Genomic DNA, 25,976 nt, shown 5'->3' with positions numbered 1-25,976 from the left:
GCGCATGCTCATCAGGTCACTGACCCTGACACTCTTGCTGGCGATTGCCGGCCCCCTGTTCGCCGCCGACGGCGACTCCCCTCTGGACGTCGACAAGGGCATCAACCGCCCGGTGATCGTGATCGCTTCCAGTACGGTCGATTCTTATTGGGTCAGCCTGAAAAAAGCGCTGGACGATCCGGCCAACAAACAAGGCATCGCCGACCGCAAGATCAAGGTTTACACCATTCTGAGCATGAGCGGTCAGGTCGATGGCAAAAGCATGGAGCAGCAGCAGACCATGGCGTTGCTGCGCTCGCTGAAGCTGGGCGCCGGGGCGTATCCGAAAGTCTTTCTGGTGGGCAAGGATGGCGAGACCAAACTGACGGCTTCGGGGGAGGAGGCTGCGACGGTCGACCTGAAGAAAATTTTCGACACCATCGATGCGCTGCCTGCCGCCGAGAAAGAAACTACTTCCACCGTGGTGACGGCCCCGGCTGCTGCAGAACCGGCACCGGCCAAGGGGGCGAAAGGGACCAAACCGGCGAAGCCAACCAAACCGGCCAAGCCGCCGGAAATGCCGGATGATTGATTGAGGCAGGCTCTGAATAAAAATGGCGAACGTTATCAAGCGTTCGCCATTTTTTTGTCCGCCGGAATGACCCCGATGCTTTGAATATCAGGGCAGGAGCTGACGGATGACATTGACCAGAACCGGAGAAAAGGCCGCGAGCTGACCATTCTTGGGAGTCAACATGTCATCAAGGAGAATGCCCAGTAGCTCTTCATCTTCAAGGTCATCGGGTTGCATGCCTCCTGTAAAGATCAGCTGATCAACCAGCTGTTTCCGCGCCCCTATGAGTCCGCGATTGCTTTCTTCGGTATGACCGAGATTCAAGATTTCCAGGGCTGTATTTGCGCGTTCAGTTTTGCCGGTCACTCTACCGGACAGGTAAAACTTCAATTCTGACTCGCACTCCTCCATCAAGGGCGTCAGATCCAGTGGGCGGGTGCCTCGATGATGTCCACATTGATTCTGGCGCTGGCAACTGGCGACGATGTTGGTGAACTCCAATGTGCGATTGGGGGCTTTATCTTGGGCTTCAACGTGCTCGTTATGTGAGTTGTCGCCTGCAATGGTCTGGCAGCAATAGGCGCAAAGGCTGAACTGTTCCGCTATACAGGCCGTGCGCACGCTCACACGTTCTTCGCTGGGCAGGTCCCGGTAACGTAATGTTGTGTTGGCGCGTTTCCATCTGATGAGTTGTTCCGGCTCGCCTCCCTTGGTGATCTTACGCACGGCGCAACTCCAGCTTGCGCAGCAACAGCGCTGCTTTCGCCAGTTCGATATGACCGTCTGGAAGTTCTTCTGCCAGTTCGGCGAATAGCTTCTGTGCGGTTTCCAGATCACCGTCCTGCAAGCGTTCGAGCAGTGCGTTCAAGCGTTTTTGAACGTCGCTGTTGCGGATATCGGTGTCCATGACTTCCAGCAGCACCTGATTGGCATCGAGTCCGTACAGGCCGTTGTGTTCGTGGAGTTCTCCGTCATTGAGCACGTAAACCAGCACATCCTTGGCGTCGCTGATGACCAGTGGCGAGTGAGTGGTCAGCACGAACTGGCAGTTGGGGAAGGTTTCGCTCAGTTGGCGGATCAGACTGCGCTGCCATTTCGGGTGCAAGTGCAGATCCACTTCGTCGATCAGCACAATTCCGTCGCCGTGGAGTGGGTTGTCCAGGGACTGGTTCATCATTGCCAGGCGGCGGGCGATATCGCCGACCAGCGCCATCATCGACTTTTCACCTTGGGAGAGCTGGGCGACGTTGAGGGTGACGCCGTCCTTGTCGATGGCCATGTGCAGGCGTGGTTTTCGTTGCACGCGCAGGTTGGTGAAGCCGGGCATGAAAGCGGCGATGGCTGAGCGGACGGCTGTTAGTTGACGGTCACGGGAGGAGGCTTTCAGTTTGGACAGGGTTTGCCAGACCTCACTGTTCGGGCCAAATTTTTCTGAAATTTCAGCCAGCGCCGAATCGGAAATGCCGGTTTCGTTTTCGCTGTCTTCGCGCTCGCGGAACCACTCGAAGAAGCGGCGAAAGTCGACACCTCGGTTTAGTGCGTTGTCGTAGCCGTCTAGTTGGTCAAAGGTGTGTTTGGTTTTTATTTTTAGCGGGATTTCTAGAACCGAGCGTTCTACTGGATAGTAGGCAACTAACGGTAACGATGCCCTTTCATTAGTGGTTAGTTGATTGCGGTAATGATCTGCCAGTAGGCTCGCTTCCAGCAGTGAGCTATGAAGATTAGCTTTTCGTCCACGACGAACACGTACAAGGCCCCAAATGAACAGAGAGGCTTCAGAATCAGCATTAGGAAGTTTTGTGCGCGGATGAGAAGTATCGGCAATCTGAATGAGGACAATGCTGCCATTGGTACCCATCCGAATGTCTTCGTCGGAAATGTGGTTTCCGTTGCCTTTCTCATTACGAATTCTGGCGATAAACCAACTTAAAGAAGTAGCTAGTGACTTCAGCAGGGTGGTTTTTCCGGCGCCGTTGTTTCCTACGAGGACCGTGACATTTGATGGGTGCGCGTTCGTTGGTGCTAGCTGAATCTCCAACTCGGCAAACCTGCCGATATTTTCGATAAAAAATTTGTTAATTTCCATTACAACGCCCTTCGAGGGTCAGTCGGTTTAAAAGCTTTGGCGCGCATTATGTCATCCCCGGCCACGGATTGATTCGATGGAGTGTAGATACTCCATCTCACCCGGTCACTCATGAAAATAGTTGCCGCATATTCCAGCTTGATGAGCTGCGCAACACCCTTCAATCCCGTCGGACATTTCCTTCAAAATGCGGCGGCGTTGGTGAACTGGTGGCTTGAGTCGTACGCCGATAACCTCATTGGGCCGCTGCAGAATCAGCGGTCGGATGTGGAAGTCCGGTTTCAGACTCATTCACCAAGCTTCGTAAAGCGCATGGAGACATCTTTTATGTCAACATCGCGGCCTTATGGTGGCTGTACGCGGGAGCACTTTCGAGTGCGCCGGGTTTGGGTGATTGGCTCGGTCTTCCACGCCTGCGTACAGCTGCCACCCTCATGTGGAAGTGAGATGGGTAGCGTTTTTAACAATCCCCATTGGAGTTTCACTTATGAAGAAGACGGATTTCGAATCACCTGATCTTTCCACCGACTCAACCAAACCCCGCTACATCCCCATCACCGGCATCGACTGCCAGATTCCCTGTCTCCTGATCGACCGCGAAGCCCCGGTAGACGTACTCCACGGCACTGCCGCCTACCGATTACGTAGCGTGACCCAATTGCTGGAAACCATTTCGCTCGGAGAAGGCACCGGCCACGACGCATTACTGCTGCAGGATTTCGCCCGGGTGCTGGCAATCCCTCTGCGCGACAGCTGTGACCTGATGGATGTACTGGGCTGGAAGCTACAGGCGTAGTTTTCAAATCCTCAAATAAAAACGGGCGACCTTCTCAGGTCGCCCGTTTTTTATGGCGTGATTACCGGGTCAACTCACCCAGAATCCTGTGCGCAATCTTCACCCGCTCTCCATTCGGGTAATTACGGTTCGCCAGAATCACGATCCCGACTTTCTTCGATGGCACGAACGCGACATACGCGCCGTAGCCTGCTGTAGAGCCGGTCTTGTTCAGCAGCACGTTCGCCGGTTCAGACTGTGGCGGATTCAGCCATTTGACCTTGTGCGGTTCCATGGCCATCGGCGTCGAGTTGCCGTCCAGCAGGCGGTCGAGGCTGATCGGGTAGGTGTAGCGTTCCCAGCCCAGGCCCTGGGTCATGTCGCCGACGGTGTAGTAGCCGGTGTGGGTGAGGGCGATGGCTTTTTGCAGAGGCGTTTCGAGTTTCGCGGTGTCGAGGTTGGCCTGGACGTATTGCAGCAGGTCGGCGGCACTGGTTTTTACGCCGTAGGCTTCGGAATCGAGGGCGCCGGGGCTGACTCGAACGGGTTTGTTGTTCTTGTCGTAGCCCTGGGCGTAGAGCTTTTCTTCAGACGCGGGCACCGACAGGAAGGTGTGCTTTAGCCCGAGTTTCGGCAGTAGGGTTTCGGTCATGACCTGATTGAACGGCTGGCCGAGGCTTTTTGCTGCGAGGTAGCCGAACAGGCCGATGCTCGGGTTGGAATACAGGCGATGGCTGCCGGCCGGATACGTCGGTTTCCACTGTTGGTAATAGCCGAGCATCTTGTCGGAAGAATCCGCAGCCTCCGGGAATTGCAGCGGCAGGCCGCCGGCGCTGTAGGTGCCCAGTTGCAGCAGGCTGATGTGGTCGAAGGCGCTGCCTTTGAGTTCGGGCCAGTGCTGGCTGGCCTTGTCGGAGAACTCCAGTTTGCCACTGGCCTGGGCGTAGGCGGCGAGGGTTGCGGTGAAGGTTTTGCTCACCGAGCCGATTTCGAACAGGGTGTTTTCACTCACCGTTTGCCCGGTGCTCTTGTCGGCGACACCGTAGTTAAAGTAATGCGCCTTGCCAGCGACGGTCACGGCCACGGCCAGACCCGCGATGTCCTGTTGCTGCATGACCGGAGTCACGGTGGTCTTGACCAGCGCCTGCAACTGATCGTCGGTTTGCGGGGCGGCCAGGCAAGTGGCGGCGCCGAAGAAGAGTCCAAAAGCGCTGAAGGACTTGAGTTTGTTCAGGTTGATCGAAGACATGCTTGAACCACTCTCCATGAGTGTTGATGGTGTTATCCCGCTACACTGCGAGCGTTTTTTCATCGGGGTGCTGATCAGCGCCGCAAATCTAGGCAGTCCGGCGTCTTTCGACAAACGATGAAAACTCGGACGAGCCATTAGAAAAATTTGGGATCTGGCATGATTCGACCTCAATTACCGTTGAATGCATTACGCGCTTTTGAAGCTTCCGCGCGCCACCTGAGTTTCACCCGCGCCGCCGTGGAGTTGTGTGTGACTCAAGCGGCCGTCAGCCATCAGGTCAAAAGCCTCGAGGCGCAACTCGGCGTGATCCTGTTCAAACGCCTGCCCCGTGGGCTGATGCTGACCGGCGAGGGCGAAACCCTGCTGCCGGTGCTGACCACGTCGTTCGATCATATCGCGCAGATGCTTGAGCGTCTGGCGGGGGGGCAATATCGGGAAATGCTTACGGTCGGCGCGGTGGGCACCTTCGCGGTGGGCTGGTTGTTGCCGAGGCTGACGGACTTTCAGGCGAAACATCCGCTCATAGATTTGCGGCTGTCGACCAACAACAATCGGGTGGACGTCGCCGCCGAAGGGCTGGATTACGCGATCCGGTTTGGCGCTGGGGCGTGGCACGGTATCGAGGCGACCCGTTTGCTGGAGGCGCCGTTGTCGGTGCTTTGCGTGCCGGAAATCGCCCGGCAATTGCACGCGCCGGGGGATCTTTTGCAGCAGCGTTTGTTGCGTTCCTATCGCACCGATGAGTGGCCGGAATGGTTTCACGCGGCCGGTCTGGCGACCCATGCCGCGCCGCCCCAGAGCATCGTGTTCGACTCGTCGCTGGCGATGATGGAGGCGGCGTTGCAGGGTGGCGGGGTGGCACTGGCGCCGCCGTTGATGTTTGCCCGGCAACTGGCGGCGGACCTGATCCGCCAACCCTTTGCCATCGAAATCACCACCGGCAGCTATTGGCTGACGCGCTTGCAGTCACGGCCGGAGACGTCGGCGATGGCGGCGTTCAGACACTGGTTGCTGGAGGCTGCGCAGGCTTAGCGCACCAGGCACGGCTTCTTGTTATCGAACGTCCAGCCCGGAATCAGAAACTGCATTGCCACGCTGTCATCCCGCGCGCCCAGTCCCATGCCTTTATAGAGTTCGTGGGCCTTGGCCACCTGATCCATGTCCAGCTCGACGCCCAGCCCCGGTTTCTTCGGCACCTGCACGCAGCCGTCGACGATTTGCAGCGGCGCCTTGGTCAGGCGCTGGCCGTCCTGCCAGATCCAGTGGGTGTCGATGGCGGTGATGTCGCCCGGCGCGGCGGCGGCCACGTGGGTGAACATCGCCAGGGAAATGTCGAAGTGGTTGTTGGAGTGCGAGCCCCAGGTCAGGCCCCATTCGTGACACATCTGCGCCACGCGCACCGAGCCTTGCATGGTCCAGAAATGCGGATCGGCCAGCGGGATGTCCACCGACTGCAACTGGATCGCATGGCCCATTTCGCGCCAGTCGGTGGCGATCATGTTGGTGGCGGTTTTCAGCCCGGTGGCGCGGCGGAATTCAGCCATCACTTCACGGCCCGAATAGCCGTTTTCCGCACCACACGGATCTTCGGCATAAGCCAGAACATGATGCTGGTCGCGGCACAAACGGATCGCTTCTTTCAGTGACCATGCGCCGTTCGGGTCGAGGGTAATGCGGGCGTCGGGGAAGCGTTCGGCCAGTGCGGTCACCGCTTCGATTTCCGCATCGCCGCTGAGCACGCCGCCCTTGAGCTTGAAGTCCTTGAAGCCATAGCGTGCGTGGGCAGCTTCGGCCAGACGCACCACGGCGTCGGCGGTCATGGCTTTCTCGTGACGCACGCGGAACCAGTCGTTGTCGGCCTCCGGTTCGCTGCGGTAGGCGAGGTCGGTTTCCCGGCGATCGCCCACGTAGAACAGATAACCGAGCATCTTCACTTCATCGCGCTGCTGGCCTTCGCCGAGCAACGCGGCTACCGGCACGTCGAGGTGCTGGCCGAGCAGGTCGAGCAGGGCGGCTTCGAGCCCGGTGACCGCGTGAATGGTGATGCGCAGGTCGAAGGTTTGCAGGCCACGGCCGCCGGCATCGCGGTCGGCGAACGTCTGGCGCACTTGGTTGAGGATCTTCTGATAAGTGCCGATCGGGCTGCCGACCACCAGGCTGCGGGCGTCTTCGAGGGTCTGTCGGATGCGTTCGCCGCCGGGCACTTCACCGACGCCGATGTGGCCGGCGTTGTCCTTGAGGATGACGATGTTGCGGGTGAAAAACGGCCCGTGGGCGCCGCTCAGATTGAGCAGCATGCCGTCGTGGCCAGCCACCGGAATGACTTGCATCTCGGTGATGATCGGGGCTTTGGCGATGTCGTGTGCGGTCATTTTGGATTGTCCTTTCAAGCGTGTTTCGGCGCGGCATCGGCCACGGCGACGTCAGGTGCGGATTTGGGTGTCATGCGGGCGGCAAACACGATGATCGCGGCGATGATCGAGGTCGCGGCCAGACCATAGAGGCCGCCCTGGATCGAACCGGTGTGTTGTTCCAGCAGACCGAAAGTGGTCGGGGCGACGAAGCCGCCGAGGTTGCCCACCGAGTTGATCAACGCGATGACGGCAGCGGCGATCCGTGCATCGAGGTAGGCCTGTGGAATCGGCCAGAACAGTGACGAGGCGGATTTGAAACCCAGTGCAGCAAAGCAGATTGCGACGAAGGCGAAGATCGGCCCGCCGGTGGTGGACATGAACATCCCCGCAGCGGCGATCAGCAATGCAGTGGCCACCCACGCCTGCTGGTGTTTCCACTTCGCCGAGAATGAGGCGAACGCGTACATGCCGATGATCGACAGCAGCCACGGAATCGAGTTGAACAGGCCGACCTGGAAGTCGCTCATCTCGCCCATCTTCTTGATGATGCTCGGCAGCCAGAACGTCGCGGCGTAGATGGTCAATTGAATGAAGAAGTAGATCAGGCAGAACAGGATGATCTGGCGATCCTTGAGCAGTTTGCCCAGCGAGGGCCGGATCGGAGTCGCGGCTTCGCGGGCCTTCTGTTCATCGTCGATGGCCTTGACCAGCGCGTCCTGCTCGGCGCGGGTCAGCCACTTGGCGTCGTGGGGTTTGGCATCGAGCCAGAACCAGACGAATACGCACAGGCAGACCGAGAACATCCCTTCAACGAAATACATCCACTGCCAGCCGTGCAGGCCCAGACCTTCGATCTGCAGCAACAGACCGGACAACGGGCCGGAAATCAGCGAGGCCACGGCCGAACCACTCAAGAAAATCGCGATCGCCTTGCCGCGCTCGGCGCCCGGCAACCAGCGGGTGAAGTAGTAGATCACCCCGGGAAAGAACCCGGCCTCGGCCACGCCGAGCAGGAAACGCAGGATGTAGAAGTGGGTTTCGTTCTGGATGAACGCCATGCCGGCGGCCACCAGGCCCCAGGTGAGCATGATGCGGGTCAGCCAGATTCGCGCGCCGACCTTTTGCAGGAGCATGTTGGAGGGGACTTCGAACAGCGCGTAACCGATGAAGAACAGCCCGGCACCGAAACCGTAGGCCGCGGCACCGATGCCGAGGTCGTGTTCCATGTGGGTGCGGACGAAGCCGATGTTCACCCGGTCAATGTAATTGACGATGAACATGATGACGAACAGCGGCAGGACGTGGCGTTTGACTTTGGCAATGGCAGAGGACAGCACCGAATCGGCGTCCTCGTTCATCCCGGCAATGGATGATTTCACTTGGTTTTCTCCCACTCGTTATTTTTATGCGGGGTGTGGCTGGGTGCTGCGTTGTTGATAGACATCATACAACTAGATTTTTTTGTCCTACAAGCGGGAGTGCTCAATCAAATTTATCTACGGCGGAGAGTTTTTATGCTTTTTTGGATTGAAAGTGCCGTATTTGTTGGGCTTTAAAGGTTGGCTACGGCCCGCGGTGCAGAGTGCCAAGCCAGCGGATATGCAGTGCCGGCGTGAAATTAGTGAAGGTTTTCTAGCGAAAATTCCTTGTTGTCATACAAGTTGAGCGTCTGAAATCATAGGAGCTCATACAAGTCATCCCCCGCAGTGCTACGATCGGCTTGCCCCGATCACCGGATCCGACCATGCAAGAAGACCTCGACGCTCCCGCCCGCAAACGCGCGCACAACCTGGCCCATGACCTGGTGGAAAAACTCACCCAGAGCATCCTGCTCGGCCAGATGTTGCCCGGTGACAAGTTGCCGTCGGAAAACTCGATCGTTCAGGAACACGGCGTCAGCCGCACCGTGGTGCGCGAGGCGATTTCCAAATTACAGGCATCGGGACTGGTGGAAACGCGGCACGGCATCGGCACGTTTGTGATCGAACGCGCACCGGAGCAGGGGCTGCGACTGAATGTCGACACCGCGCTGGGCGTGCGCAGCATTCTCGAATTGCGCATGGGTCTGGAGACGCAAGCGGCGGCACTGGCCGCGCAGCGCCGCAGCGAACAACAACTGCTGCAGATGCGCCAGGCGCTGGACGACTATCAGCGTCTGTTGGCCAACAACGACAGTTGCGTCGAGGCCGACCGGCGCTTCCATCTGCTGATTGCCGAAGCCACCGGCAACGTCTGCTTCACCGAAATCATGCAGCACCTGGGTAGCGCGATGATTCCGCGCACGCGGGTCAATGCGGCCGAGCGCGGGGCGGTGGATTTGAGCAAACTCGGGCAATTGGCGAACCTGGAGCATGAGGCGATTTTCAACGCGATCAGACGCCAGGATCCGGAAGCGGCGCGTGCAGCGATGTGGCTGCACCTGAGCAACAGTCGTGACCGGTTTTCGGCCGCGAGTTGAATGCCACTGGTCTGTTCGATAGCACGCGCTGTGCGGCGGTGTTTCCAACGAGTACGACCCGGATATTCCGGGCCTCATTCTTTGAGGTGCAATCATGGCTGACGATACGCTGTTTCAGGGAGGCACGGCCCCAACCGACCCTACCCGCAAAGTCCCCGGCACGGATGAACCGACGCTGGCCGATCACGAGATGCCGCCGGGCGTGATGCCCGGACGCGACCCGTTGAGCGATGCCGACCGGCCGGAGGACTGGAAGGATCCGTCGTCCGATGAAGACATACCGCCGGCTGATGAGCCGACTCCGCTGTCCGATGACAGGCGTTGAACAAAACCCGGCTGAATGGCCGGGTTTTTTTGGTGCTTCTAAATCGTGCCGAGATCGCGCATCAACAACCCGAAGCGCAAATCCACCGCATCCGGAATCGGCAGGTACACCGTGTGCCCGTCACCCGGCGCCACGTCGATGGCTTCGCCTTTAAGGTTCTGCAATTCGTGCAGATCAAAATGGAAGTTGCCCTTGGGCGTCATCAGTTCCAGATGATCGCCCAGGGCAAAGCGGTTCTTCACTTTCACCTCGGCCAGCCGATCCCGGCGCTCGCCGGTCAGCTCGCCCACAAACTGCTGACGCTCCGACACCGAGCTGCCGTTCTGGTAGTTCTGGTATTCGTCATGTACATGGCGGCGCAGGAAGCCTTCCGTGTAACCGCGCTGGGCGAGGGATTCCAGATCGGTCATCAGGCTGCGGTCGAATTCGCGACCGGCCACCGCATCGTCGATGGCGCGGCGATAGACCTGGGTGGTGCGTGCGCAATAGAAGTGCGATTTGGTCCGGCCTTCGATCTTCAGTGAGTGCACGCCCATGCGGGTCAGTCGCTCGACGTGCTGCACCGCACGCAGGTCCTTGGCGTTCATGATGTAGGTGCCGTGCTCGTCTTCGAATGCCGGCATCAGCTCGCCGGGGCGATTGGCTTCCTGCAAAAGGAACACTTGATCGGTAGGGGCGCCGAGGCCGAGGGTCGGTTGCGGTTCGAAGGTCTGCACGATTTCGCCGAGCTGGTTTTCGGTCGCTTCCTGCGCCGAGTATTTCCAGCGGCAGGCGTTGGTGCAGGTGCCTTGATTGGCGTCGCGCTTGTTCATGTAACCCGAGAGCAGGCAGCGGCCGGAATAGGCCATGCACAGCGCACCGTGGACGAACACTTCCAGTTCCATGCCCGGCACTTGCTCGCGGATTTCGCCGATCTCTTCCAGCGACAGTTCGCGGGACAGGATGATCCGGCTCAGTCCCTGTTGTTGCCAGAATTCGACGCTCGCCCAGTTCACCGTGTTGGCCTGCACTGAAAGGTGAATCGGCATCTGTGGAAAGTGCCGGCGTACCAGCATGATCAGGCCCGGGTCGGACATGATCAGCGCGTCTGGCGCCATCTCGATCACCGGCGCCAGATCCTTGAGGAAGGTCTTCAGTTTGGCGTTGTGTGGCGCAATGTTGACCACCACGTAGAAGCGCTTGCCCTGAGCCTGGGCTTCACGAATACCGAGCGCGAGGTTGGCGTGATCGAACTCGTTGTTGCGCACCCGTAGGCTGTAGCGCGGCTGGCCGGCATACACCGCATCGGCCCCGTAGGCGAAGGCGTAACGCATGTTTTTCAGGGTGCCGGCGGGGGCGAGCAGTTCGGGGGTGAAGGAGGTCGTCATGGCGGCGTCGGTCGCAAAAGCGCGGCAGGGTAGAGCAGTTGCGCCGAGGGTTTATTGATCTGGATCTATGCTCCATGAAGAAACAGGGCACTCGTGCTGACGCTGGCTGACTAAACGGGACGGGCGCGGGTGGCGCCTGACTGACCTGGACCGGACATGAACCAAAAGAGTCTGCAATTCAAATCCCTCACCGTGCTGCTGTTGCTGGTGACGGTCGCGTTTATCTGGATCCTGCTGCCGTTCTACGGCGCGGTGTTCTGGGCGGTGATTCTCGGCATCCTGTTCGCACCGATGCAACGTCAGCTGCAATTGAAATTTGGCTGGCAACGCAACCTGACGTCACTGTGTACCTTGAGTATCTGCCTGGTGATCGCGATCTTGCCGGTGATTGTCATCAGCGTGCTGCTGGTGCAGGAAGGGGCGACGCTTTACGACAATATCGAAAGCGGCAAGCTCGATATCGGCGCCTATCTGGCGCAGTTCAAGCACAGCCTGCCGCCGTACTTTCAGCATTTGCTCGACCGCTTCGGCATGGGCGAACTCAACGCCTTGCGCGAGAAAATCGTCAAGGCTGCGATGCAGGGCAGCCAGGTGCTGGCGACTCAGGCGTTCAGTTTCGGCCAGGGCACTTTCGAGTTCGTGGTGAGTTTCTTCATCATGTTGTACTTGCTGTTTTTCTTCCTGCGCGATGGTGCCGAACTGGCGCGCAAGGTGCGCACGGCGGTGCCGCTGGAGGAGCATCACAAGCGTCGGTTACAGCTGAAATTCAACCGCGTGGTGCGCGCCACGGTGAAGGGCAATCTGCTGGTGGCGATTACGCAAGGTGCGCTGGGCGGGGCGATTTTCTGGTTTCTCGATATTCCCAGCGCGTTGCTCTGGGCGGTGCTGATGGCGTTTCTGTCGTTGCTGCCGGCGGTGGGGGCGGGGATTGTCTGGGCGCCGGTTGCGGTGTACTTCCTGCTCAGCGGAATGATCTGGCAGGGGGTGGTGCTGGGGTTGTTCGGGGTGTTCGTGATCGGTCTGGTGGATAACGTGCTGCGTCCGGTGCTGGTAGGCAAGGACACCCGCATGCCGGACTACATGATCCTGATCTCGACCCTGGGCGGGATGGCAGTGTTCGGTCTGAACGGTTTTGTGATCGGGCCGCTGATTGCGGCGCTGTTCATGTCGAGCTGGGCGCTGTTCATCGAAAGCAAACCGAAAGTGCAGTTGCCTTAAGCCTTGAACGGGCCGTTGAGCAATTGTTGCGACAGCGCCTGTGCCGCCGGAAAGGACGTGAGCGGGCCGCTGACCGGCTCGCCGTCGCGTACCAGATACCAGCAGGCGAGCAGGCCCAGCTCTCTGAGCGATGCGGGAACGGCGCTACCGATAACGGACATGATTTGAACCTGAGCCATGAAAAGTACCTCCATCAATCTGTGGAGCTACCTTAGGGAATTGGCCGTTTCAGGGACAATCAACGCTTTCGATAGTGGTCATTGACGCCAGTGAGTGCTGGCTCAATCCACCACTTGATCGAGCATGTGCACGATCTCGTGTTCGTTGAGAAAACCCTTGCGCACCAGGTTTTCCGCCAGCAGCGAGAGAAATTTCGCCGTGCGGTGGCCTTCCAGGTGCTTGAGTTCGGTCAGGGCGTTGTAGACCTTGCTCGAAGTGCATAAACCGACGATGCGGTGCGGATTCTGTGTAGGCATTCAAGTCGTCCTTGTTGTTATCAACCTGTTGTATGCGGACGGATTCAGAGTGCGGTTCCGTCATGACAAATAGATGACCGTTTGTGTTTGCCCCCCGACGGTCGAGTCCATCATGCCGACTTTAGCGGTTCAAACTGTCCCCACAACGACCTTGGCGAGATTTTTTCAGACCTTGGCCGACGGACGGTCAGCTTTACCGGAGGCAATAAAAAGCCCCGCTATCAAGCGGGGCTTTGTGTACCGGTTACCAGCGCGGGCCACCGTAGTAGTGTGGCCGACCGTAATAACCGCGCGGCGGGCCGTAATAGACCGGGGCCGGTTGGACGTAGACCGGTTGCTGCACATAAACCGGGGCCGGCTGGTAGTAGACCGGTGGCGGCGGTTGCTGCACGTAGACCGGTGCCGGTTGAGCGTAAACAGGCTGTTGGACGTACACCGGCCGATCCTGGTTGATGAGCGCCGAGCCGATGATGGCCGAGCCGACGATCGCACCAAATACCGCCGGGCCCTGCCAGCCACCGCCGTGGGCTTCTGCCTGACCCGTGATCGCGAATGCACCAATCAACAAGGCCACGATGGGGAGTTTACGAATCATGATAATTCCTCGGTTCTTCGACCCGGCGTCCGGGCCTGCAACAGGCTCGGGATGGCGCGGGGATACTTCTAAGACAGCAACATTTTGAAAAACAGCACGGCCGCTAGGTAAATTTTGTGTAAGGTCTGTACCGGTTTGTTTACCGGATTTCCGGCATTGGCTGTGATGCCCGGAACAGACCGCCTTATGATCGTTCAGAACCCGATGGTCTGGCTAATCCCGTCCATCCGAAAGTGCATTCGAAGGAGCCTCCCATGCAGATGAACCCCAACAAAGACACCCAATTGTGCATGTCCCTGTCTGGGCGTCCCGGGAATTTCGGTCTGCGTTTTCATAACCATTTGTATGAACAACTGGGCCTGAATTTCTACTACAAGGCGTTCAGCAGTCAGGACCTGCCCGGTGCGGTCGGCGGGATCCGTGCGCTGGGGATTCGCGGTTGCGGCGTGTCGATGCCGTTCAAGGAAGCGAGCATTGCGCTGGTCGATGAGCTGGATGCCTCGGCGGCGGCGATCCAGTCGATCAACACCATCGTCAACACCAATGGCCATCTCAAGGCCTACAACACCGATTACATCGCCATCGCTCAGTTGCTGGAAACTCACGCGGTGCCGAAGGACACGACTTTCGCCCTGCGCGGCAGCGGCGGCATGGCCAAGGCTGTGGCCAGTGCCTTGCGCGATGGCGGTTACAAAAACGGTTTGATCGTCGCTCGTAATGAGCGTGCCGGGCGTGCGTTGGCGGATTCTCTGGGTTATCGCTGGCAGGCGGAGCTGGGCGATGAGCGCCCGCAGATGCTGGTGAACGTCACCCCGGTGGGCATGGACGGCGGTCCGGAGGCGGGTCAGCTTTCTTTTGAAGTGGATGTGATCAAGTCTGCCGACACCGTGTTCGATGTGGTGGCGATCCCTTCGGAAACCCCGTTGATCGTGCGCGGTCGCGCCGAAGGTAAAAAAGTGATCACCGGGCTGGAAGTGATCGCGATCCAGGCGCTGGAGCAGTTTGTGCTGTACACCGGCGTGCGACCGACGGTCGAGCAGTTCGATGCGGCGGTGGCGTTTGCCCGTAGCTGATGGAGCCTGAGCAACGGCATATCCGCCCGGATTTGCCGTTGCCTATACTGCCGGATCAGCAAGCACAGACTTGCCCATTACAAAAAGCCGAGGTTTGCATGCATCCGCCCATTCTCAACCTGAATGACGTCGAACTCGAACCACTCCCCGAATCATTGGCCCCCGAAGGCGAAACCGCCGGGCGTTATCAGCAACGGTTCGCCCGGGTCGGTCAACAATTGGGCGCGCAAAAGCTTGGATATCGCCTGTATGCGCTGCCCCCGGGCATGCGCGGCAGTCCGTTTCACAGTCATCGGGTCAATGAGGAAATGTTCTACGTGGTGGCCGGGGAAGGGGAGGTGCGCCTGGGTGCCGACCGTTTTCCGATCCGCGCCGGAGACGTGATCGCCTGCCCGCCGGGCGGCCCGGAAGCCGCGCATCAGATCATCAACACCAGCTCTCAAGAGCTGCGCTATCTGGCGGTCAGCACCCAGCAGCAACCGGAAATCTGCGAGTACCCGGACTCGAACAAATACGCGGTGATGGACAACTTCAGCATCGATGCAGAAGGCAATGCCTCGGGCTTCGTGGCGGTGGCGCGCCAGGCAGACGGGGTCGATTACTGGGACGGCGAATAACGCCGCCCCGGTGCGCTTATTCTTCGAGGCGAGCCAGACGCTCTTCCAGCGCTGCAATCCGCGCTTCCAGTTCTTCGATACGCTCCACTGACACACCGCTGGCAGCCCCGCGATCACTCGGGTTCTGGCGCGCCGCGATAATCGCCTCGATGTCCGCCGGATCGCCCAGCGCGTGGGTGTAGCGATCTTCGCGCTGACCGGCCTGGCGTGGAATCAACACCGCCAGCTCCCGGGCGATCAGGCGTTCCAGCTGATGCACCACTTGTTCGGCATCTTCGAACTCATGCATGCGACCGCTGCGGGTCAGCAGTTCGTTGACGGTCTGCGGGCCGCGCAGGAACATCAAACCGGTCAGAATCAACTGCGCCGGCACCAGTTCCAGCGCCTTGTCGACCTTGTGCTCCCAGCGGTCGGCGCGACTGCCCATCACCAGTTTGGCGAAACCGCGGCTTTCGAGGGTGCGCAGGCTCTGGCCGACCTGGCCCTGGGTCAGGTTCATCACCGGTTCCCGGCTGGTTTTCTGGTTGCAGGCCAGCACCAGCGCGTTGAGGGTCAACGGGTAGGTTTCCGGACTGGTGGCCTGTTTCTCGATCAACGAGCCCAGAATGCGGATTTCCGTGGCGTTGAGCCGTGGTTCGTCGGAGCGGGTTTCAAATTCTGTGGTCATCGCGCGTTCCCTCTGCAGTCGAAGGCGCCTAGCCTAATCCTTGCTGGATAAAAGACAAGCCGCGCCGCCGCGCGAGCATGGCTATAATCGCCCCCACGATTCACCCAGCCACCACGTGAGACTGCCATGACCATTTCCCTGTACGCCGCATCCGTCCCGGTTTTCCAACAAATGCTCAACGCCGTGAGCGATGTGCTGAAAAAGGCTGAAGCCCACGCCACCGAGAAAAACATCGACCCGAACGCCTTCCTGCAGGCGCGTCTGTACCCGGACATGTTCCCGCTGGTGCGTCAGGTGCAGATCGCCGTGGACTTCGCCAAAGGCGTTTCCTCGCGTCTGGCCGAAATCGAAATCCCGAAATATGACGACACCGAAACCACCTTCGCCGAGCTGCAAGCGCTGATCGCCAAGGTTCTGGCCTTCATCGGCGAGATCAAGCCAGAGCAGATCAATGGCAAGGAAGGCATCGAGATCGTGACTCGTCCGGGCACCCCGAAAGAGAAGCGCTTCAGTGGCCAGGCCTACCTGCTGAGCTACGGCTTGCCGCAGTTCTTCTTCCACGTTACCACCACCTACGCACTGCTGCGTCACAACGGTGTGGAAGTCGGCAAGCGCGATTACATGGGCGCGTTCTAAAACGTTCTGCAACAAAAAGCCCGCCAAGGTTTGCGTCTTGGCGGGCTTTTTGTTGCGCCGGGTTTTTACGCCGGGCGCTGGGCTTTTTGTTCTTCGCCCAGGCACGCGGCGGCGGTAAACAGCACGTCTGTGGAGGAGTTCAGCGCCGTTTCGGCCGAATCCTGCAGCACGCCGATGATGAAGCCGACCGCCACCACCTGCATGGCAATTTCGCTCGGGATGCCGAACAGGCTGCACGCCAGCGGGATCAGCAGCAGCGAGCCACCGGCCACGCCCGAGGCGCCACAGGCACAGATCGCGGCGACGACGCTGAGCAGGATCGCGGTCGGGATGTCCACGGCGATGCCCAGGGTGTGTACGGCCGCGAGGGTCAGCACGGTGATGGTGATCGCCGCGCCGGCCATGTTGATGGTGGCGCCGAGCGGGATCGATACCGAGTAGGTGTCTTCATGCAGGCCCAGGCGCTTGCTCAATTCCAGGTTGACCGGAATGTTCGCCGCCGAGCTGCGGGTGAAGAACGCGGTGATGCCGCTTTCGCGCAGGCACTGGAGTGTCAGTGGGTAAGGGTTGCGACGCAGCTTCCAGAACACGATCAGCGGATTCATCACCAGTGCCACGAACAGCATGCAGCCCAGCAATACCGCCAGCAGGTGCGCGTAACCGACCAGCGCGCCGAAACCGGAGGTGGCCAGGGTCGAGGCCACCAGGCCGAAAATACCCAACGGTGCGAAACGGATGACCACCCGGACAATCACCGTCACGCCATTGGACAGATCACCCAGCACTTCGCGGGTGGTATCACCGGCGTGCCGGATCGCCACGCCCATGCCGATCGCCCAGGCCAGAATGCCGATGAAGTTGGCGTTCATCAGTGCGCTCACCGGGTTGTCGACCACGCTCAGCAACAGGCTTTGCAGCACTTCACTGATGCCGCCCGGCGCGCTCACCGCGATGTTGTCGGTGGACAGCACCAGATGCGACGGGAACATCATGCTGGCAATCACCGCGACCACGGCGGCCGCGAAGGTGCCCAGCAGATACAGGAACAGAATCGGCCGGATGTGGGTTTCCTGGCCGTGCTTGTGGTTGGCGATCGAGGCCATGACCAGCACGAACACCAGGATCGGCGCCACGGCTTTCAACGCGGAGACGAAAACCTTGCCGATGAAGGCCGTGGCTTTGGCCGCTTCCGGCGCGAACAGCGCGAGCGCGATGCCGGCAATCAGGCCGATCAGGATCTGCGTGACCAGGCTGAGGCTTTTAAGACGTTGCAATAGAGAAGGGGATGAAGCGGTCATGAACGGCATCTCTGTTTTTTTATAGGGTGCAAGGTTGCGCAATCCGGGCGTTGAATCGGGGCAGGCCACAGACACGAACCGAAAGGACTGACGTGCCAGCCACGCCGTTAAACGGGTGGTTGAACAGGGTGTACGTTTTGCAGGGCGCGGACTTTATCACAGCGTCGCCCGGATCCTTCAGGCATGTGACGATCTGCCACCGGATCCCTCTGCAACTTAGACAGGTTTGTGCAAGTCACCCGGGAAACACTCTGTTAAGATTGCGCATCCTTATTTTCAAGTTCTGCCGGCGGGCCCTCGGGTCAGCGCTGGTGTCGTCGTTTTGCTGGAGTTCCTCATGCTGTTGCCCATCCTTCTGTTGTCTGCCGCCGGGTTCACGGTGCTGACCACGGAGTTCGTCATCGTCGGCCTGCTGCCGGCGATTGCCCGCGACCTGGCTGTCACCATCCCGCAGGCCGGGTTGCTGGTGACTCTATTCGCTTTCACCGTGGCGATGTTCGGTCCTTTCTTGACGGCATATTTCGCCCGCTTCGAGCGCCGCAAACTGTTCATCACCATTCTGATCATGTTTGGTCTGGCCAATACCGTGGCGGCATTGGCGCCGAACATCTGGGTCATGGCTATTGCCCGGTTGATCCCGGCGCTGGGGCTGCCGGTGTTCTGGGCGCTGGCCAGCGAAACGGCGGTGGACATCGTCGGCCCGGACTTCGCCGGTCGTGCGATCGCCAAGATCGGCTTCGGCATCGTCTGCGCCACCGTGTTCGGGATTCCGGTCGGCACGCTGATTTCCGATGCGTTCGGCTGGCGCAGTGCGTTCGCCATTTTGGCGGTGATCGCATTCGCCAAGGCGTTGCTGCTGTTTGTCTATTTGCCGAAAACCAGCCTGCACCAGCATCAGGTCAGTTTCGCTTCGCAGTTCAAGATCCTGCGCAGCCCGCTGATGCTCGGCCATGTGCTGCTGTCGATCCTGGTGTTCAGCGGCATGTTCACCGCCTACACCTATCTGGCGGACATTCTCGAACGTCTGGCCGGCTTCAATGGCACCGTGGTCGGCTGGTGCCTGATGGGCTTTGGTGCGGTCGGTCTGATCGGCAACTCGCTGGGCGGTCGTGCGGTGGATCGCCATCCGCTGATGGCTTCGGTGATGTTCTGCGCGTTCATGATCCCGGGGATGGTGGCGCTGGTACCGAACATCAATTCGTCGCTGGGGCTGGCGGCGGCGATGGGCATCTGGGGCGTGACCCAGGCGGCGCTGTTTCTGGTCAGCCACGTGCGCTTGATGAAAGCCGCACCGGAAGCGCCGGCCTTTGCCGCGTCGCTGAACATTGCCGGGGCCAACCTCGGGATTGGTCTGGGCGCGATCATTGGCGGTCGAGTGATCGACAGCGCTGGCCTGGGTTTTGTGGGCTTCGCCGCTGCCGGGTTCATTCTGCTGTCGATTTTCCTCGCCATGGTGCTGATGGTGCTCAAGCCGCGCGACGTCTGCGCACCGGCTTAAAACGCTGTAAACAGCTCGCGTCGGGCACCTTCGGTAATCGCTTTGATGCCGGGGTGCTTGACCTTGCGCTCCACCGAGATCGCGTAGAACGACTCGCTCACCGCATCGGTCTGGCCGATCAACTCGACGCCGTACTGGCGCTTCACCTCATCGGCAATCACGCTCGGACCGATGAAAATCCCGCTGCCGGACTGCCCGAACGCCTGCATCAAGGCGCTGTCATCGAACTCCCCGACAATCCTTGGCTGAATCTGCTGTTCGGCGAACCAGCGCTGTAGACGGCTGCGCACCACGGTTTCCGCGCCGGGGATCAACAACGGTGCGCCGTGCAGGCTGTGCGGGAAATCCTGACCGTATTGCGCTGCCAGTTCGGCGGTGGCGAAAAAACTGATCCCGCATTCCCCGAGTTTCTGGCTGTAGCCCTTGATGTCCAGGTGCGAGGGCATCGGGCTGTCGGAGATCACCAGATCCAGACGCTGGATCGCCAGATCCGCCAGTAATCGCTCGAGTTTGTCTTCGCGGCAGGTGATGCGCAGTGGCTCGCTCAATTCCATGGTCGGCGCGATCAAACGGTAGACGATGGATTTGGGCACCACATCCGCCACGCCGACCCGGAACAGGATCTGCTGTTCATTGGGCTGGGCGCGCAGCATCAGCTCAAGTTCGCCGCCGAGCTGGAACATCTGTTCGGCGTAGGGCAGGGCCTGGCGCCCGGCTTCGGTCAGCTCAAGCTGCCGGCCAACCCGTTGAAACAACTCGATGCCGTAGGTCTGTTCGAGCAGGGAAATCTGCCCGCTGATGGTCTGCGGCGTAAGGTTCAGTTGCTCGCAGGCGCGCACGATGCTGCCGGTCTTGGCCACCACCCAGAAGTAGTGCAGTTGTCGGTAATTGAGCATGGGTTCGGTCCGTCAAATACAGTTCGTATAAATCGAAGTATAGCCGCTAAAAATACGAATTTTCCTGAAGTGTTTGTCTCCCTAGAATGCCCAGCCATCGACGGCCGGTCTGTACGGCGCTGTCAGTTCTATCGAGGGAAGCATCATGAAACTAAAAACTACGGCGCTGTTGATCGCGTCTTTACTGGTACTGGCCGGTTGCGACCAGGCCGAAAAGAGCGCCCAGCAACTGATGGGGCAGGCGGCCGAAGCGGCCAAGCAAGCCATCGACGACACGCACAAAGCCGCCGAAGAGGCGCTCAGTGATGCCACCGGCAATCTGATCAGCAAGAAAGAACCGAAAGACGACGAAGAAAAATCCGAATCGTCCTCCCAGGAAATCTAAACCGTCTTACACAGAGTCAGGACTGACCCATGGAATATCTGTTAGAACTCGCCGCCAGCCCGACCGCCTGGGTTGCTTTGGCCACGTTGGTGGTGATGGAAATCGTGCTCGGCATCGATAACCTGATCTTTATCTCGATCCTGACCAACAAGCTGCCCGAGCAGTACCGGCAGAAGGCCCGTCGTCTGGGGATCGGCATGGCGCTGATCATGCGTCTGGCCCTGTTGAGCACCATCGCGTTCATCGTTCAGTTGACCGCGCCGGTCATCGAGATCCTCGGCCAGGCGTTCTCCTGGAAGGACATGATCCTGATCGCCGGTGGTCTGTTCCTGGTGTGGAAGGCGACGACCGAGATCCATCACAGCATGGACCCGGCGCCGGAAGATCCGAAGACCGCCACGTCGACGGTGACTTTGGGCTTCGCCGCTGCCATCGGGCAGATCCTGATGCTGGACATGGTGTTCTCGATCGACAGCATCATTACCGCTGTCGGCATGACTGAGCACTTGCCGATCATGGTGATCGCGGTGGTGGTTTCGGTGCTGGTGATGCTGTTTGCGGCTGATCCGCTGGCCAAGTTCATCAACGATAACCCGACGGTGGTGATGCTGGCTCTGGGCTTCCTGATCATGATCGGCATGACGCTGATCGCCGAAGGCTTCGGCGCCCTTGTACCGAAAGGTTATGTGTATGCCGCCATGGCGTTCTCGGCTGCGATTGAAGTGCTGAACATGATGTCGCGCCGCGCCAAGCAGAAGAAATTGACTGCCGAAGCGTAAACGCTGGAAACCAAAGGCCGCCTGAACTCGCGAGAGTCCAGGCGGCCTTTTTGTTTGTGTCGGTTGCGGAAAATCAGTGCGCGGTGGCGTGACGGGCGTCGTGTTTCTCGATCTTCCTGGTCGGAGCCGGTTGTACCGGGTGGTGATGGCGGCGGGAAATCCGCAACACGCCCCACAGCATGGCGGCGGCAACGGCCAGCCAGCCGGCAATCAGCATTACGATGGTCATGGTCAGGCTCATCTGTGCCTCCTCTTTGCCCTGCGTCGGGCGCTCTTTCTTTGGCTCTTGTCTGAGTGACAGTCTAGTCGCTGGCGTGTTTCAAGCTATTGACCAAAGGTCGGTGGTGACCAATCAGTTCGCTCTATGCAGCCGATGCATCTGCCGCTTTGGGCTATACCGCAGCGTGGCGCCGTCCTATGATCCTCGACCAAGCCGGAACACGATGACCGGTAACTGATCAAGAGAGTGACGATGGTGCAGCTATTTTCCCGGATTCGCGCGGCGCTGCTGGTGGCCGGTTGCGTGACAGCTTTGGTGGGGTGTGCGGGCAGTGTGGCACCGGAGGTCAAGCGCCTGCCGGAGCGGGTCGAGCTCAGCGGCACGTTCTATCGCGGTGAGGCCAATCAGAGCGGGCCGCAAGTGCTGGCCAGCCTGTTGTCGCAGCAGGGCATCGTGATCACGCCGGGTCTGCTGGAAAAACCTCTGCACCTGCCGGGCGCCGAGGACAAGTTGCAACAGAATCTTCAGAGCCTGGCGCGCGAGTACGGCATGGTCGTGTATCCGCTGGACAGCAACTTGCCGGCGCTACTGACTCAGGTGGCGGCCGGGTATCCGGTGATGGTGCGTTTCAGTGAGGGTTCGGCGTTTTGGGCGGAACCGCGTTACGCGATCCTGTCCGGTTACGATCGACTGAAGCAGAAGGTGCTGCTGCGTGCCGGAATGAATCGCCGTGAATTGATGAGCTTCAGTTCGTTCGAGTCGGCCCTCGAAAAATCCGGTGGCTGGGCGGTGTTGATCCAGAAACCGACGCAGATTCCGGCAGCGGTCGATCAACAGCGCTGGCTCAAGGCTGCCGACGCGCTGGCCCAGGCCGGACAGGAGCGGGAAGCGGCGCAGGCGAGGAAGGCGCTGGCGCAGCACTGAGGTTCCGTTCGTCGCTTGTCGGGCACCCTCGTGGATCACGCGTTTCTGAACTGTAGCGTCCGGTATTTTCCGGCCGGTTCAGGAGGCGAGCATGGCAATTCCAAATTCACCCAGCGGACCCCATTCTTCCGAGCATGGCGGTGGCGACGATCTGGGCTTCGATCCGGACTCGCCTGATCTGGACGATCCGCAAGTCGATCCCATTGGCCCGGCGAAGGCGCCGAAGGATGTACGGCCGGACGATGATCCCAAGCGTCCGGCCAAGCCTTATGATCCCTTGGCTGATCTCAAGCCTTGAAGCGAGGTGCGTATGAGTACCGATTCGAGTTTCGACGACCACAAACCTGACAGCGTGCCCACTACGCCTGAGCCGGAAGTTGATCCGGTTCTGGATCCGGACAGCCCGCTGCGCGATCCGCTGGCGCGTCCAGCGGTGGTCGCGCCAGAGCATTCGCGAGACCCGAGTGCCGGTGACGGCATTCCCGATGACGACAAGATGCCGTTGCCCAACGACTGACTGCATAAATGAAAAAGCCCCGACGATTCGGGGCTTTTTCATGGGGGACGGATTACTTGGAGGCTTCGATCACGCCGCTCTGGCGACTCTTGAGGTTTTTGTCGGCCTTGTATTGCTGAGCCACCGCTGGAACGTTGGCGCTCTTGCCGGTTTCCACCCAGCTGCGAATGCGGCTGGCATCGGCGAAGTGAGTGTATTTGCCGAATGCGTCGAGAATCACCAGGGCAACCGGGCGGTTGGCCATGCGGGTCACCAGCACCAGGCAATGACCGGCAGGATTGGTGAAGCCGGTTTTAGTGATGCGGATATCCCAGTCGGCCTTGTTGACCAGGTGATCGGTGTTACGGAACCCCAGGGTGTAATTGGGTTTGCGGAACGAGACCGTCTTTTCCTTGGTGGTGGTCAGCTCGATGAGCAGCGGCTGTTTGTGCGCAGCCACCAGCAACTTGCTCAGGTCGCGGGCGGTGGAAACGTTGCGCTCGGACAGGCCGGTAGGTTCCACAAAGTGCGTGCTGGTCATGCCCAGCGCCTTGGCCTTGGCGTTCATCGCGGCGATGAATGCCGCGTAACCGCCCGGATAGTGGTGAGCCAGGCTGGCGGCAGCGCGGTTTTCCGAGGACATCAGGGCAATCAGCAACATCTCTCGACGGGGCAGCTCGCTTCGCAGTTTGACGCGAGAAAACACACCTTTCATTTCCGGGGTATGGCTGATGTCGACGTCAATCCATTCGTCCATGTTCTGGTGCGCTTCGACCACTACCAAACCGGTCATCAACTTGCTCACGGAGGCGATGGGCACCACCACGTCCGGGTTGCTGGAATAAATGACTTTGTTGGTCTGCAGATCCATCAGCAGGGCGCTGCCGGAGGCGATCTTCAATTGCGAAGCGTCTCGAGGGGCGGCGGTGGTTTCGGCGGCGTTGACCGTTGGCGTGAGGAGCGTGCCTGAAAATGCAAAAACCAGGCTCAGGATGGACAGACGAATATTCACGCGGGCGAACTCATGAAGGTTGGAAATGCCGTATTTTGTAACGGCCTGTGTCGTAAAAACGACGCATTTTAGGAGTATGGCTGAAGAACTGTCGATGGTTGTTTGAAGGGCATGAAAAAGTCGTGAAAAGCCCTGTAAAAATAGGGGTTTCCGGCGAACGGTAAAGGTTTTTTCGAGGGCATGAAAAACCCCGCACAGGGCGGGGTTCTCGAGGTGCGGAAAACGCGACTCAGGCGTGCAGGGTTTCTGCTGCGTAGAGAGTGTTTTCCAGCAGGCAGGCGCGGGTCATCGGACCGACGCCGCCCGGGACCGGAGTGATCCAGCCGGCGCGGGGCAGGGCGGTTTCGTACACGACATCACCGACCAGTTTGCCGTCGTCCTGACGGTTGATGCCGACGTCGATCACGATCGCGCCTTCCTTGATCCACTCGCCCTTGACCAGGCCCGGCTTGCCGGCGGCCACGACTACTAGATCAGCACGGCCGACGTGGCCGGCCAGATCCTTGGTGAAGCGGTGGGTCACGGTCACGGTGCAGCCGGCCAGCAACAGTTCCATCGCCATCGGGCGACCGACGATGTTGGACGCGCCGACAACGACTGCGTCCATCCCGTACAGATCGGCACCGGTGCTTTCCAGCAGGGTCATGATGCCCTTTGGAGTGCACGGACGCAGCAGCGGAATGCGCTGGGCCAGGCGGCCGACGTTATAAGGATGGAAACCGTCGACGTCCTTGTCCGGGCGGATGCGCTCCAGCAGTTTGGAGGCGTCCAGGTGCTCTGGCAGGGGAAGTTGAAGCAGAACGCCGTCGATTGCCGGGTCGTCGTTCAGTCGATCGATCAGATCGGTCAGCGCTTCTTGAGTGGTTTCGGAAGGCAGGTCGTAGGCTTGAGAGAGGAAGCCGACCTCTTCACAGTCTTTACGCTTGTGCGAGACATAAACCTGAGAGGCAGGATCGCTGCCGACCAGGATCACCGCGAGGCCGGGAGTGCGCAAGCCTTGCTCGCGACGTTCGGCTACCCGTTGGGCGATCTGCTGGCGCAGGCTGGCGGCGATTGATTTGCCGTCGATTAGTTGTGCAGTCATTGCGCGTGATTAACCATCGAGAGGGGAAAAAAAGAGAACGCATTCTCGCATGTCAAACGGTGAGGGCAAAGGCGCTTGGTCAGCAAATTCCCCTAAGCCCTTTAATTAAATGAATTTTTTTCAAAAAGGATTTGACGACCTTCGGGTCGCTCTATACTATTCGTCGCACTTGTCGGGCACAGCCTAGCACTGGTTAAGAAGGTCGAACGAAATTACGGTTTCGAACGACTGGAAAGCACTTAGTTTGTAGTCCTCCAAGGGTACAGCTAACAAGGCGCCCGTAGCTCAGCTGGATAGAGCATCCGCCTTCTAAGCGGATGGTCGCAGGTTCGAGTCCTGCCGGGTGCGCCATTAGGCAGCATTGGCACAAGTAACGCGATATGGTGGGCGTAGCTCAGTTGGTAGAGCACGGGATTGTGACTCCCGTTGTCGTGGGTTCGATCCCCATCGTCCACCCCATATTTCGAAAGGCGCCAGATGTAACAGTCTGGCGCCTTTGCTTTAAAAAGCTTCATCCGCGGATGTGGTGGAATTGGTAGACACACTGGATTTAGGTTCCAGCGCCGCGAGGCGTAAGAGTTCGAGTCTCTTCATCCGCACCAATCAAAGCTTCATTCATGCCGTTGGCCGGGTGAAGTTCTACAAAGAAGTTGTTTGGCTTCTTTGGCACGCAATATGGTGGGCGTAGCTCAGTTGGTAGAGCACGGGATTGTGACTCCCGTTGTCGTGGGTTCGATCCCCATCGTCCACCCCATATTCCGAAAGGCGCCAGATTTAACAGTCTGGCGCCTTTTTTGTTTTACGGTTTCGGATTTTGGCGGCTGCAGGTTTCGGGTCGCAGGGCAGGGTGCTTCGTCGTATAAATGCTGCTCGATGATGCTGCGCTGCCCGCCAACCTTGCTTGCGAGGTCGGCTGTCAGGGAGATGATTCA

30 protein-coding genes and 4 tRNA genes are annotated in these 25,976 nt (G+C 59.4%); 19 read left to right on the top strand and 15 right to left on the bottom strand.

What is annotated here, in order from left to right; all coding sequences use genetic code 11:
- Nucleotides 1-4: 4 nt before the first annotated feature.
- The gene (locus QR290_RS19560; RefSeq protein WP_289203389.1) at nt 5-571 is read left to right on the top strand and encodes a DUF4174 domain-containing protein; all 567 of its coding nucleotides are present in this window, start codon (nt 5-7) and stop codon (nt 569-571) included.
- A gap of 87 nt (nt 572-658) precedes the next feature.
- On the opposite strand, the gene QR290_RS19555 is transcribed toward QR290_RS19560, so the two are convergent.
- Both QR290_RS19555 and QR290_RS19550 read right to left on the bottom strand, forming a co-directional pair.
- Complete coding sequence (locus QR290_RS19555) at nt 659-1,279, bottom strand: retron system putative HNH endonuclease (protein ID WP_289203388.1); 621 nt, start codon at nt 1,277-1,279, stop codon at nt 659-661.
- Nucleotides 1,272-2,639 carry an AAA family ATPase gene (locus tag QR290_RS19550; protein ID WP_102687124.1) on the bottom strand — a complete coding sequence of 456 codons (1,368 nt, stop codon included), beginning with the start codon at nt 2,637-2,639 and terminating at the stop codon, nt 1,272-1,274. Before QR290_RS19550 ends, QR290_RS19555 begins: the two co-directional genes overlap by 8 nt.
- A gap of 487 nt (nt 2,640-3,126) precedes the next feature.
- Here QR290_RS19550 and QR290_RS19545 point away from each other — a divergent pair, with 487 nt between their 5' ends.
- Nucleotides 3,127-3,435, top strand: a complete 309-nt coding sequence (locus QR290_RS19545) for a hypothetical protein (protein WP_115078551.1) — start codon at nt 3,127-3,129, stop codon at nt 3,433-3,435.
- Nucleotides 3,436-3,496: 61 nt separating this feature from the next.
- Here the strand turns inward: QR290_RS19545 and ampC are convergent, their stop codons facing one another.
- Complete coding sequence (gene ampC / locus QR290_RS19540; protein ID WP_289203387.1) at nt 3,497-4,663, bottom strand: class C beta-lactamase; 1,167 nt, start codon at nt 4,661-4,663, stop codon at nt 3,497-3,499.
- Between the two features lie 159 nt (nt 4,664-4,822).
- Here ampC and QR290_RS19535 point away from each other — a divergent pair, with 159 nt between their 5' ends.
- Nucleotides 4,823-5,698: a LysR family transcriptional regulator gene (locus QR290_RS19535; protein ID WP_289203386.1), complete on the top strand. Its 876-nt coding sequence runs from the start codon at nt 4,823-4,825 to the stop codon at nt 5,696-5,698.
- On the opposite strand, the gene gudD is transcribed toward QR290_RS19535, so the two are convergent.
- Nucleotides 5,695-7,038, bottom strand: a complete 1,344-nt coding sequence (gene gudD, locus QR290_RS19530) for a glucarate dehydratase (RefSeq protein ID WP_115078548.1) — start codon at nt 7,036-7,038, stop codon at nt 5,695-5,697. The genes QR290_RS19535 and gudD overlap by 4 nt on opposite strands.
- Nucleotides 7,039-7,052: 14 nt before the next feature.
- Complete coding sequence (locus QR290_RS19525; RefSeq protein ID WP_115079978.1) at nt 7,053-8,399, bottom strand: MFS transporter; 1,347 nt, start codon at nt 8,397-8,399, stop codon at nt 7,053-7,055.
- Between the two features lie 365 nt (nt 8,400-8,764).
- Between QR290_RS19525 and QR290_RS19520 the strand changes: the two genes are divergently transcribed.
- Together QR290_RS19520 and QR290_RS19515 are read left to right on the top strand one after the other, a co-directional pair.
- Nucleotides 8,765-9,478: a FadR/GntR family transcriptional regulator gene (locus QR290_RS19520; protein WP_115078547.1), complete on the top strand. Its 714-nt coding sequence runs from the start codon at nt 8,765-8,767 to the stop codon at nt 9,476-9,478.
- Nucleotides 9,479-9,572: 94 nt separating this feature from the next.
- Nucleotides 9,573-9,803 (top strand): hypothetical protein, encoded by a 231-nt coding sequence (locus tag QR290_RS19515; RefSeq protein ID WP_064597887.1) that lies wholly within the window; start codon nt 9,573-9,575, stop codon nt 9,801-9,803.
- Nucleotides 9,804-9,841: 38 nt separating this feature from the next.
- On the opposite strand, the gene yegQ is transcribed toward QR290_RS19515, so the two are convergent.
- Nucleotides 9,842-11,170, bottom strand: a complete 1,329-nt coding sequence (yegQ, locus tag QR290_RS19510; protein ID WP_115078546.1) for a tRNA 5-hydroxyuridine modification protein YegQ — start codon at nt 11,168-11,170, stop codon at nt 9,842-9,844.
- Nucleotides 11,171-11,326: 156 nt separating this feature from the next.
- Here yegQ and QR290_RS19505 point away from each other — a divergent pair, with 156 nt between their 5' ends.
- Nucleotides 11,327-12,388: an AI-2E family transporter gene (locus QR290_RS19505; protein ID WP_289203385.1), complete on the top strand. Its 1,062-nt coding sequence runs from the start codon at nt 11,327-11,329 to the stop codon at nt 12,386-12,388.
- Here the strand turns inward: QR290_RS19505 and QR290_RS19500 are convergent.
- From QR290_RS19500 to QR290_RS19490, 3 genes are all read right to left on the bottom strand, one after another.
- The gene (locus QR290_RS19500; RefSeq protein WP_289203384.1) at nt 12,385-12,567 is read right to left on the bottom strand and encodes a hypothetical protein; all 183 of its coding nucleotides are present in this window, start codon (nt 12,565-12,567) and stop codon (nt 12,385-12,387) included. The genes QR290_RS19505 and QR290_RS19500 overlap by 4 nt on opposite strands.
- Before the next feature lie 102 nt (nt 12,568-12,669).
- Nucleotides 12,670-12,864: a hypothetical protein gene (locus QR290_RS19495; RefSeq protein ID WP_007951579.1), complete on the bottom strand. Its 195-nt coding sequence runs from the start codon at nt 12,862-12,864 to the stop codon at nt 12,670-12,672.
- A 244-nt stretch (nt 12,865-13,108) separates the two neighbouring features.
- Nucleotides 13,109-13,459 (bottom strand): hypothetical protein, encoded by a 351-nt coding sequence (locus QR290_RS19490; RefSeq protein ID WP_007951578.1) that lies wholly within the window; start codon nt 13,457-13,459, stop codon nt 13,109-13,111.
- Between the two features lie 254 nt (nt 13,460-13,713).
- On the opposite strand from QR290_RS19490, the gene QR290_RS19485 reads away from it, so the two are divergent.
- Together QR290_RS19485 and QR290_RS19480 are read left to right on the top strand one after the other, a co-directional pair.
- Complete coding sequence (locus QR290_RS19485) at nt 13,714-14,532, top strand: shikimate 5-dehydrogenase (RefSeq protein WP_289203383.1); 819 nt, start codon at nt 13,714-13,716, stop codon at nt 14,530-14,532.
- Nucleotides 14,533-14,630: 98 nt separating this feature from the next.
- On the top strand, nt 14,631-15,149 hold the full coding sequence (locus tag QR290_RS19480) for a cupin domain-containing protein (protein ID WP_289203382.1): 519 nt from the start codon (nt 14,631-14,633) through the stop codon (nt 15,147-15,149).
- Between the two features lie 16 nt (nt 15,150-15,165).
- On the opposite strand, the gene QR290_RS19475 is transcribed toward QR290_RS19480, so the two are convergent.
- Nucleotides 15,166-15,816 (bottom strand): YceH family protein, encoded by a 651-nt coding sequence (locus tag QR290_RS19475; protein WP_115078542.1) that lies wholly within the window; start codon nt 15,814-15,816, stop codon nt 15,166-15,168.
- Between the two features lie 126 nt (nt 15,817-15,942).
- Here QR290_RS19475 and QR290_RS19470 point away from each other — a divergent pair, with 126 nt between their 5' ends.
- Complete coding sequence (locus QR290_RS19470; RefSeq protein ID WP_007951572.1) at nt 15,943-16,452, top strand: DUF1993 domain-containing protein; 510 nt, start codon at nt 15,943-15,945, stop codon at nt 16,450-16,452.
- 65 nt (nt 16,453-16,517) lie between these two features.
- On the opposite strand, the gene sstT is transcribed toward QR290_RS19470, so the two are convergent.
- Entirely contained in the window at nt 16,518-17,750 is a 1,233-nt protein-coding gene (gene sstT / locus QR290_RS19465) for a serine/threonine transporter SstT (RefSeq protein WP_115079977.1), read from the bottom strand.
- 337 nt (nt 17,751-18,087) lie between these two features.
- On the opposite strand from sstT, the gene QR290_RS19460 reads away from it, so the two are divergent.
- On the top strand, nt 18,088-19,248 hold the full coding sequence (locus QR290_RS19460) for an MFS transporter (protein WP_007951570.1): 1,161 nt from the start codon (nt 18,088-18,090) through the stop codon (nt 19,246-19,248).
- Here the strand turns inward: QR290_RS19460 and nhaR are convergent.
- Entirely contained in the window at nt 19,245-20,144 is a 900-nt protein-coding gene (gene nhaR, locus QR290_RS19455; protein ID WP_115078541.1) for a transcriptional activator NhaR, read from the bottom strand. The genes QR290_RS19460 and nhaR overlap by 4 nt on opposite strands.
- A gap of 145 nt (nt 20,145-20,289) precedes the next feature.
- Here nhaR and QR290_RS19450 point away from each other — a divergent pair, with 145 nt between their 5' ends.
- Nucleotides 20,290-20,529: a hypothetical protein gene (locus QR290_RS19450; protein ID WP_007951568.1), complete on the top strand. Its 240-nt coding sequence runs from the start codon at nt 20,290-20,292 to the stop codon at nt 20,527-20,529.
- A 29-nt stretch (nt 20,530-20,558) separates the two neighbouring features.
- On the top strand, nt 20,559-21,308 hold the full coding sequence (locus QR290_RS19445; RefSeq protein ID WP_289203381.1) for a TerC family protein: 750 nt from the start codon (nt 20,559-20,561) through the stop codon (nt 21,306-21,308).
- A 73-nt stretch (nt 21,309-21,381) separates the two neighbouring features.
- Here the strand turns inward: QR290_RS19445 and QR290_RS19440 are convergent, their stop codons facing one another.
- Nucleotides 21,382-21,549, bottom strand: coding sequence for a hypothetical protein (locus tag QR290_RS19440; protein WP_007951566.1), 168 nt, complete (start codon nt 21,547-21,549; stop codon nt 21,382-21,384).
- A 231-nt stretch (nt 21,550-21,780) separates the two neighbouring features.
- Here QR290_RS19440 and QR290_RS19435 point away from each other — a divergent pair, with 231 nt between their 5' ends.
- From QR290_RS19435 to QR290_RS19425, 3 genes are all read left to right on the top strand, one after another.
- Nucleotides 21,781-22,452, top strand: a complete 672-nt coding sequence (locus QR290_RS19435; protein WP_115078538.1) for a peptidase C39 family protein — start codon at nt 21,781-21,783, stop codon at nt 22,450-22,452.
- A gap of 91 nt (nt 22,453-22,543) precedes the next feature.
- Nucleotides 22,544-22,750 (top strand): DUF6021 family protein, encoded by a 207-nt coding sequence (locus tag QR290_RS19430; RefSeq protein WP_115078537.1) that lies wholly within the window; start codon nt 22,544-22,546, stop codon nt 22,748-22,750.
- 12 nt (nt 22,751-22,762) lie between these two features.
- A complete protein-coding gene (locus QR290_RS19425; protein WP_115078536.1) occupies nt 22,763-22,969 on the top strand; it encodes a hypothetical protein in 207 nt (68 codons plus the stop codon).
- A 52-nt stretch (nt 22,970-23,021) separates the two neighbouring features.
- Here QR290_RS19425 and pbpG read toward each other — a convergent pair whose 3' ends face one another.
- Together pbpG and folD are read right to left on the bottom strand one after the other, a co-directional pair.
- Nucleotides 23,022-23,960 carry a D-alanyl-D-alanine endopeptidase gene (gene pbpG / locus QR290_RS19420; RefSeq protein WP_011335039.1) on the bottom strand — a complete coding sequence of 313 codons (939 nt, stop codon included), beginning with the start codon at nt 23,958-23,960 and terminating at the stop codon, nt 23,022-23,024.
- 229 nt (nt 23,961-24,189) lie between these two features.
- Nucleotides 24,190-25,044 carry a bifunctional methylenetetrahydrofolate dehydrogenase/methenyltetrahydrofolate cyclohydrolase FolD gene (gene folD / locus QR290_RS19415; protein ID WP_085608325.1) on the bottom strand — a complete coding sequence of 285 codons (855 nt, stop codon included), beginning with the start codon at nt 25,042-25,044 and terminating at the stop codon, nt 24,190-24,192.
- 274 nt (nt 25,045-25,318) lie between these two features.
- Between folD and QR290_RS19410 the strand changes: the two genes are divergently transcribed.
- The 4 genes from QR290_RS19410 to QR290_RS19395 all read left to right on the top strand — a co-directional run bounded on the left by QR290_RS19410 (nt 25,319) and on the right by QR290_RS19395 (nt 25,798).
- Nucleotides 25,319-25,395: transfer RNA gene (locus QR290_RS19410), tRNA-Arg, on the top strand.
- 32 nt (nt 25,396-25,427) lie between these two features.
- Nucleotides 25,428-25,503 (top strand) — tRNA-His (locus tag QR290_RS19405).
- 58 nt (nt 25,504-25,561) lie between these two features.
- Nucleotides 25,562-25,646 (top strand) — tRNA-Leu (locus QR290_RS19400).
- A gap of 76 nt (nt 25,647-25,722) precedes the next feature.
- Nucleotides 25,723-25,798 (top strand) — tRNA-His (locus QR290_RS19395).
- Nucleotides 25,799-25,976 lie beyond the last annotated feature (178 nt).

It is taken from the genome of Pseudomonas fluorescens (assembly GCF_030344995.1).
GTDB classification, from domain to species: domain Bacteria; phylum Pseudomonadota; class Gammaproteobacteria; order Pseudomonadales; family Pseudomonadaceae; genus Aquipseudomonas; species Aquipseudomonas fluorescens_BF.
This window is presented reverse-complemented; position numbering and strand designations above follow the sequence as displayed.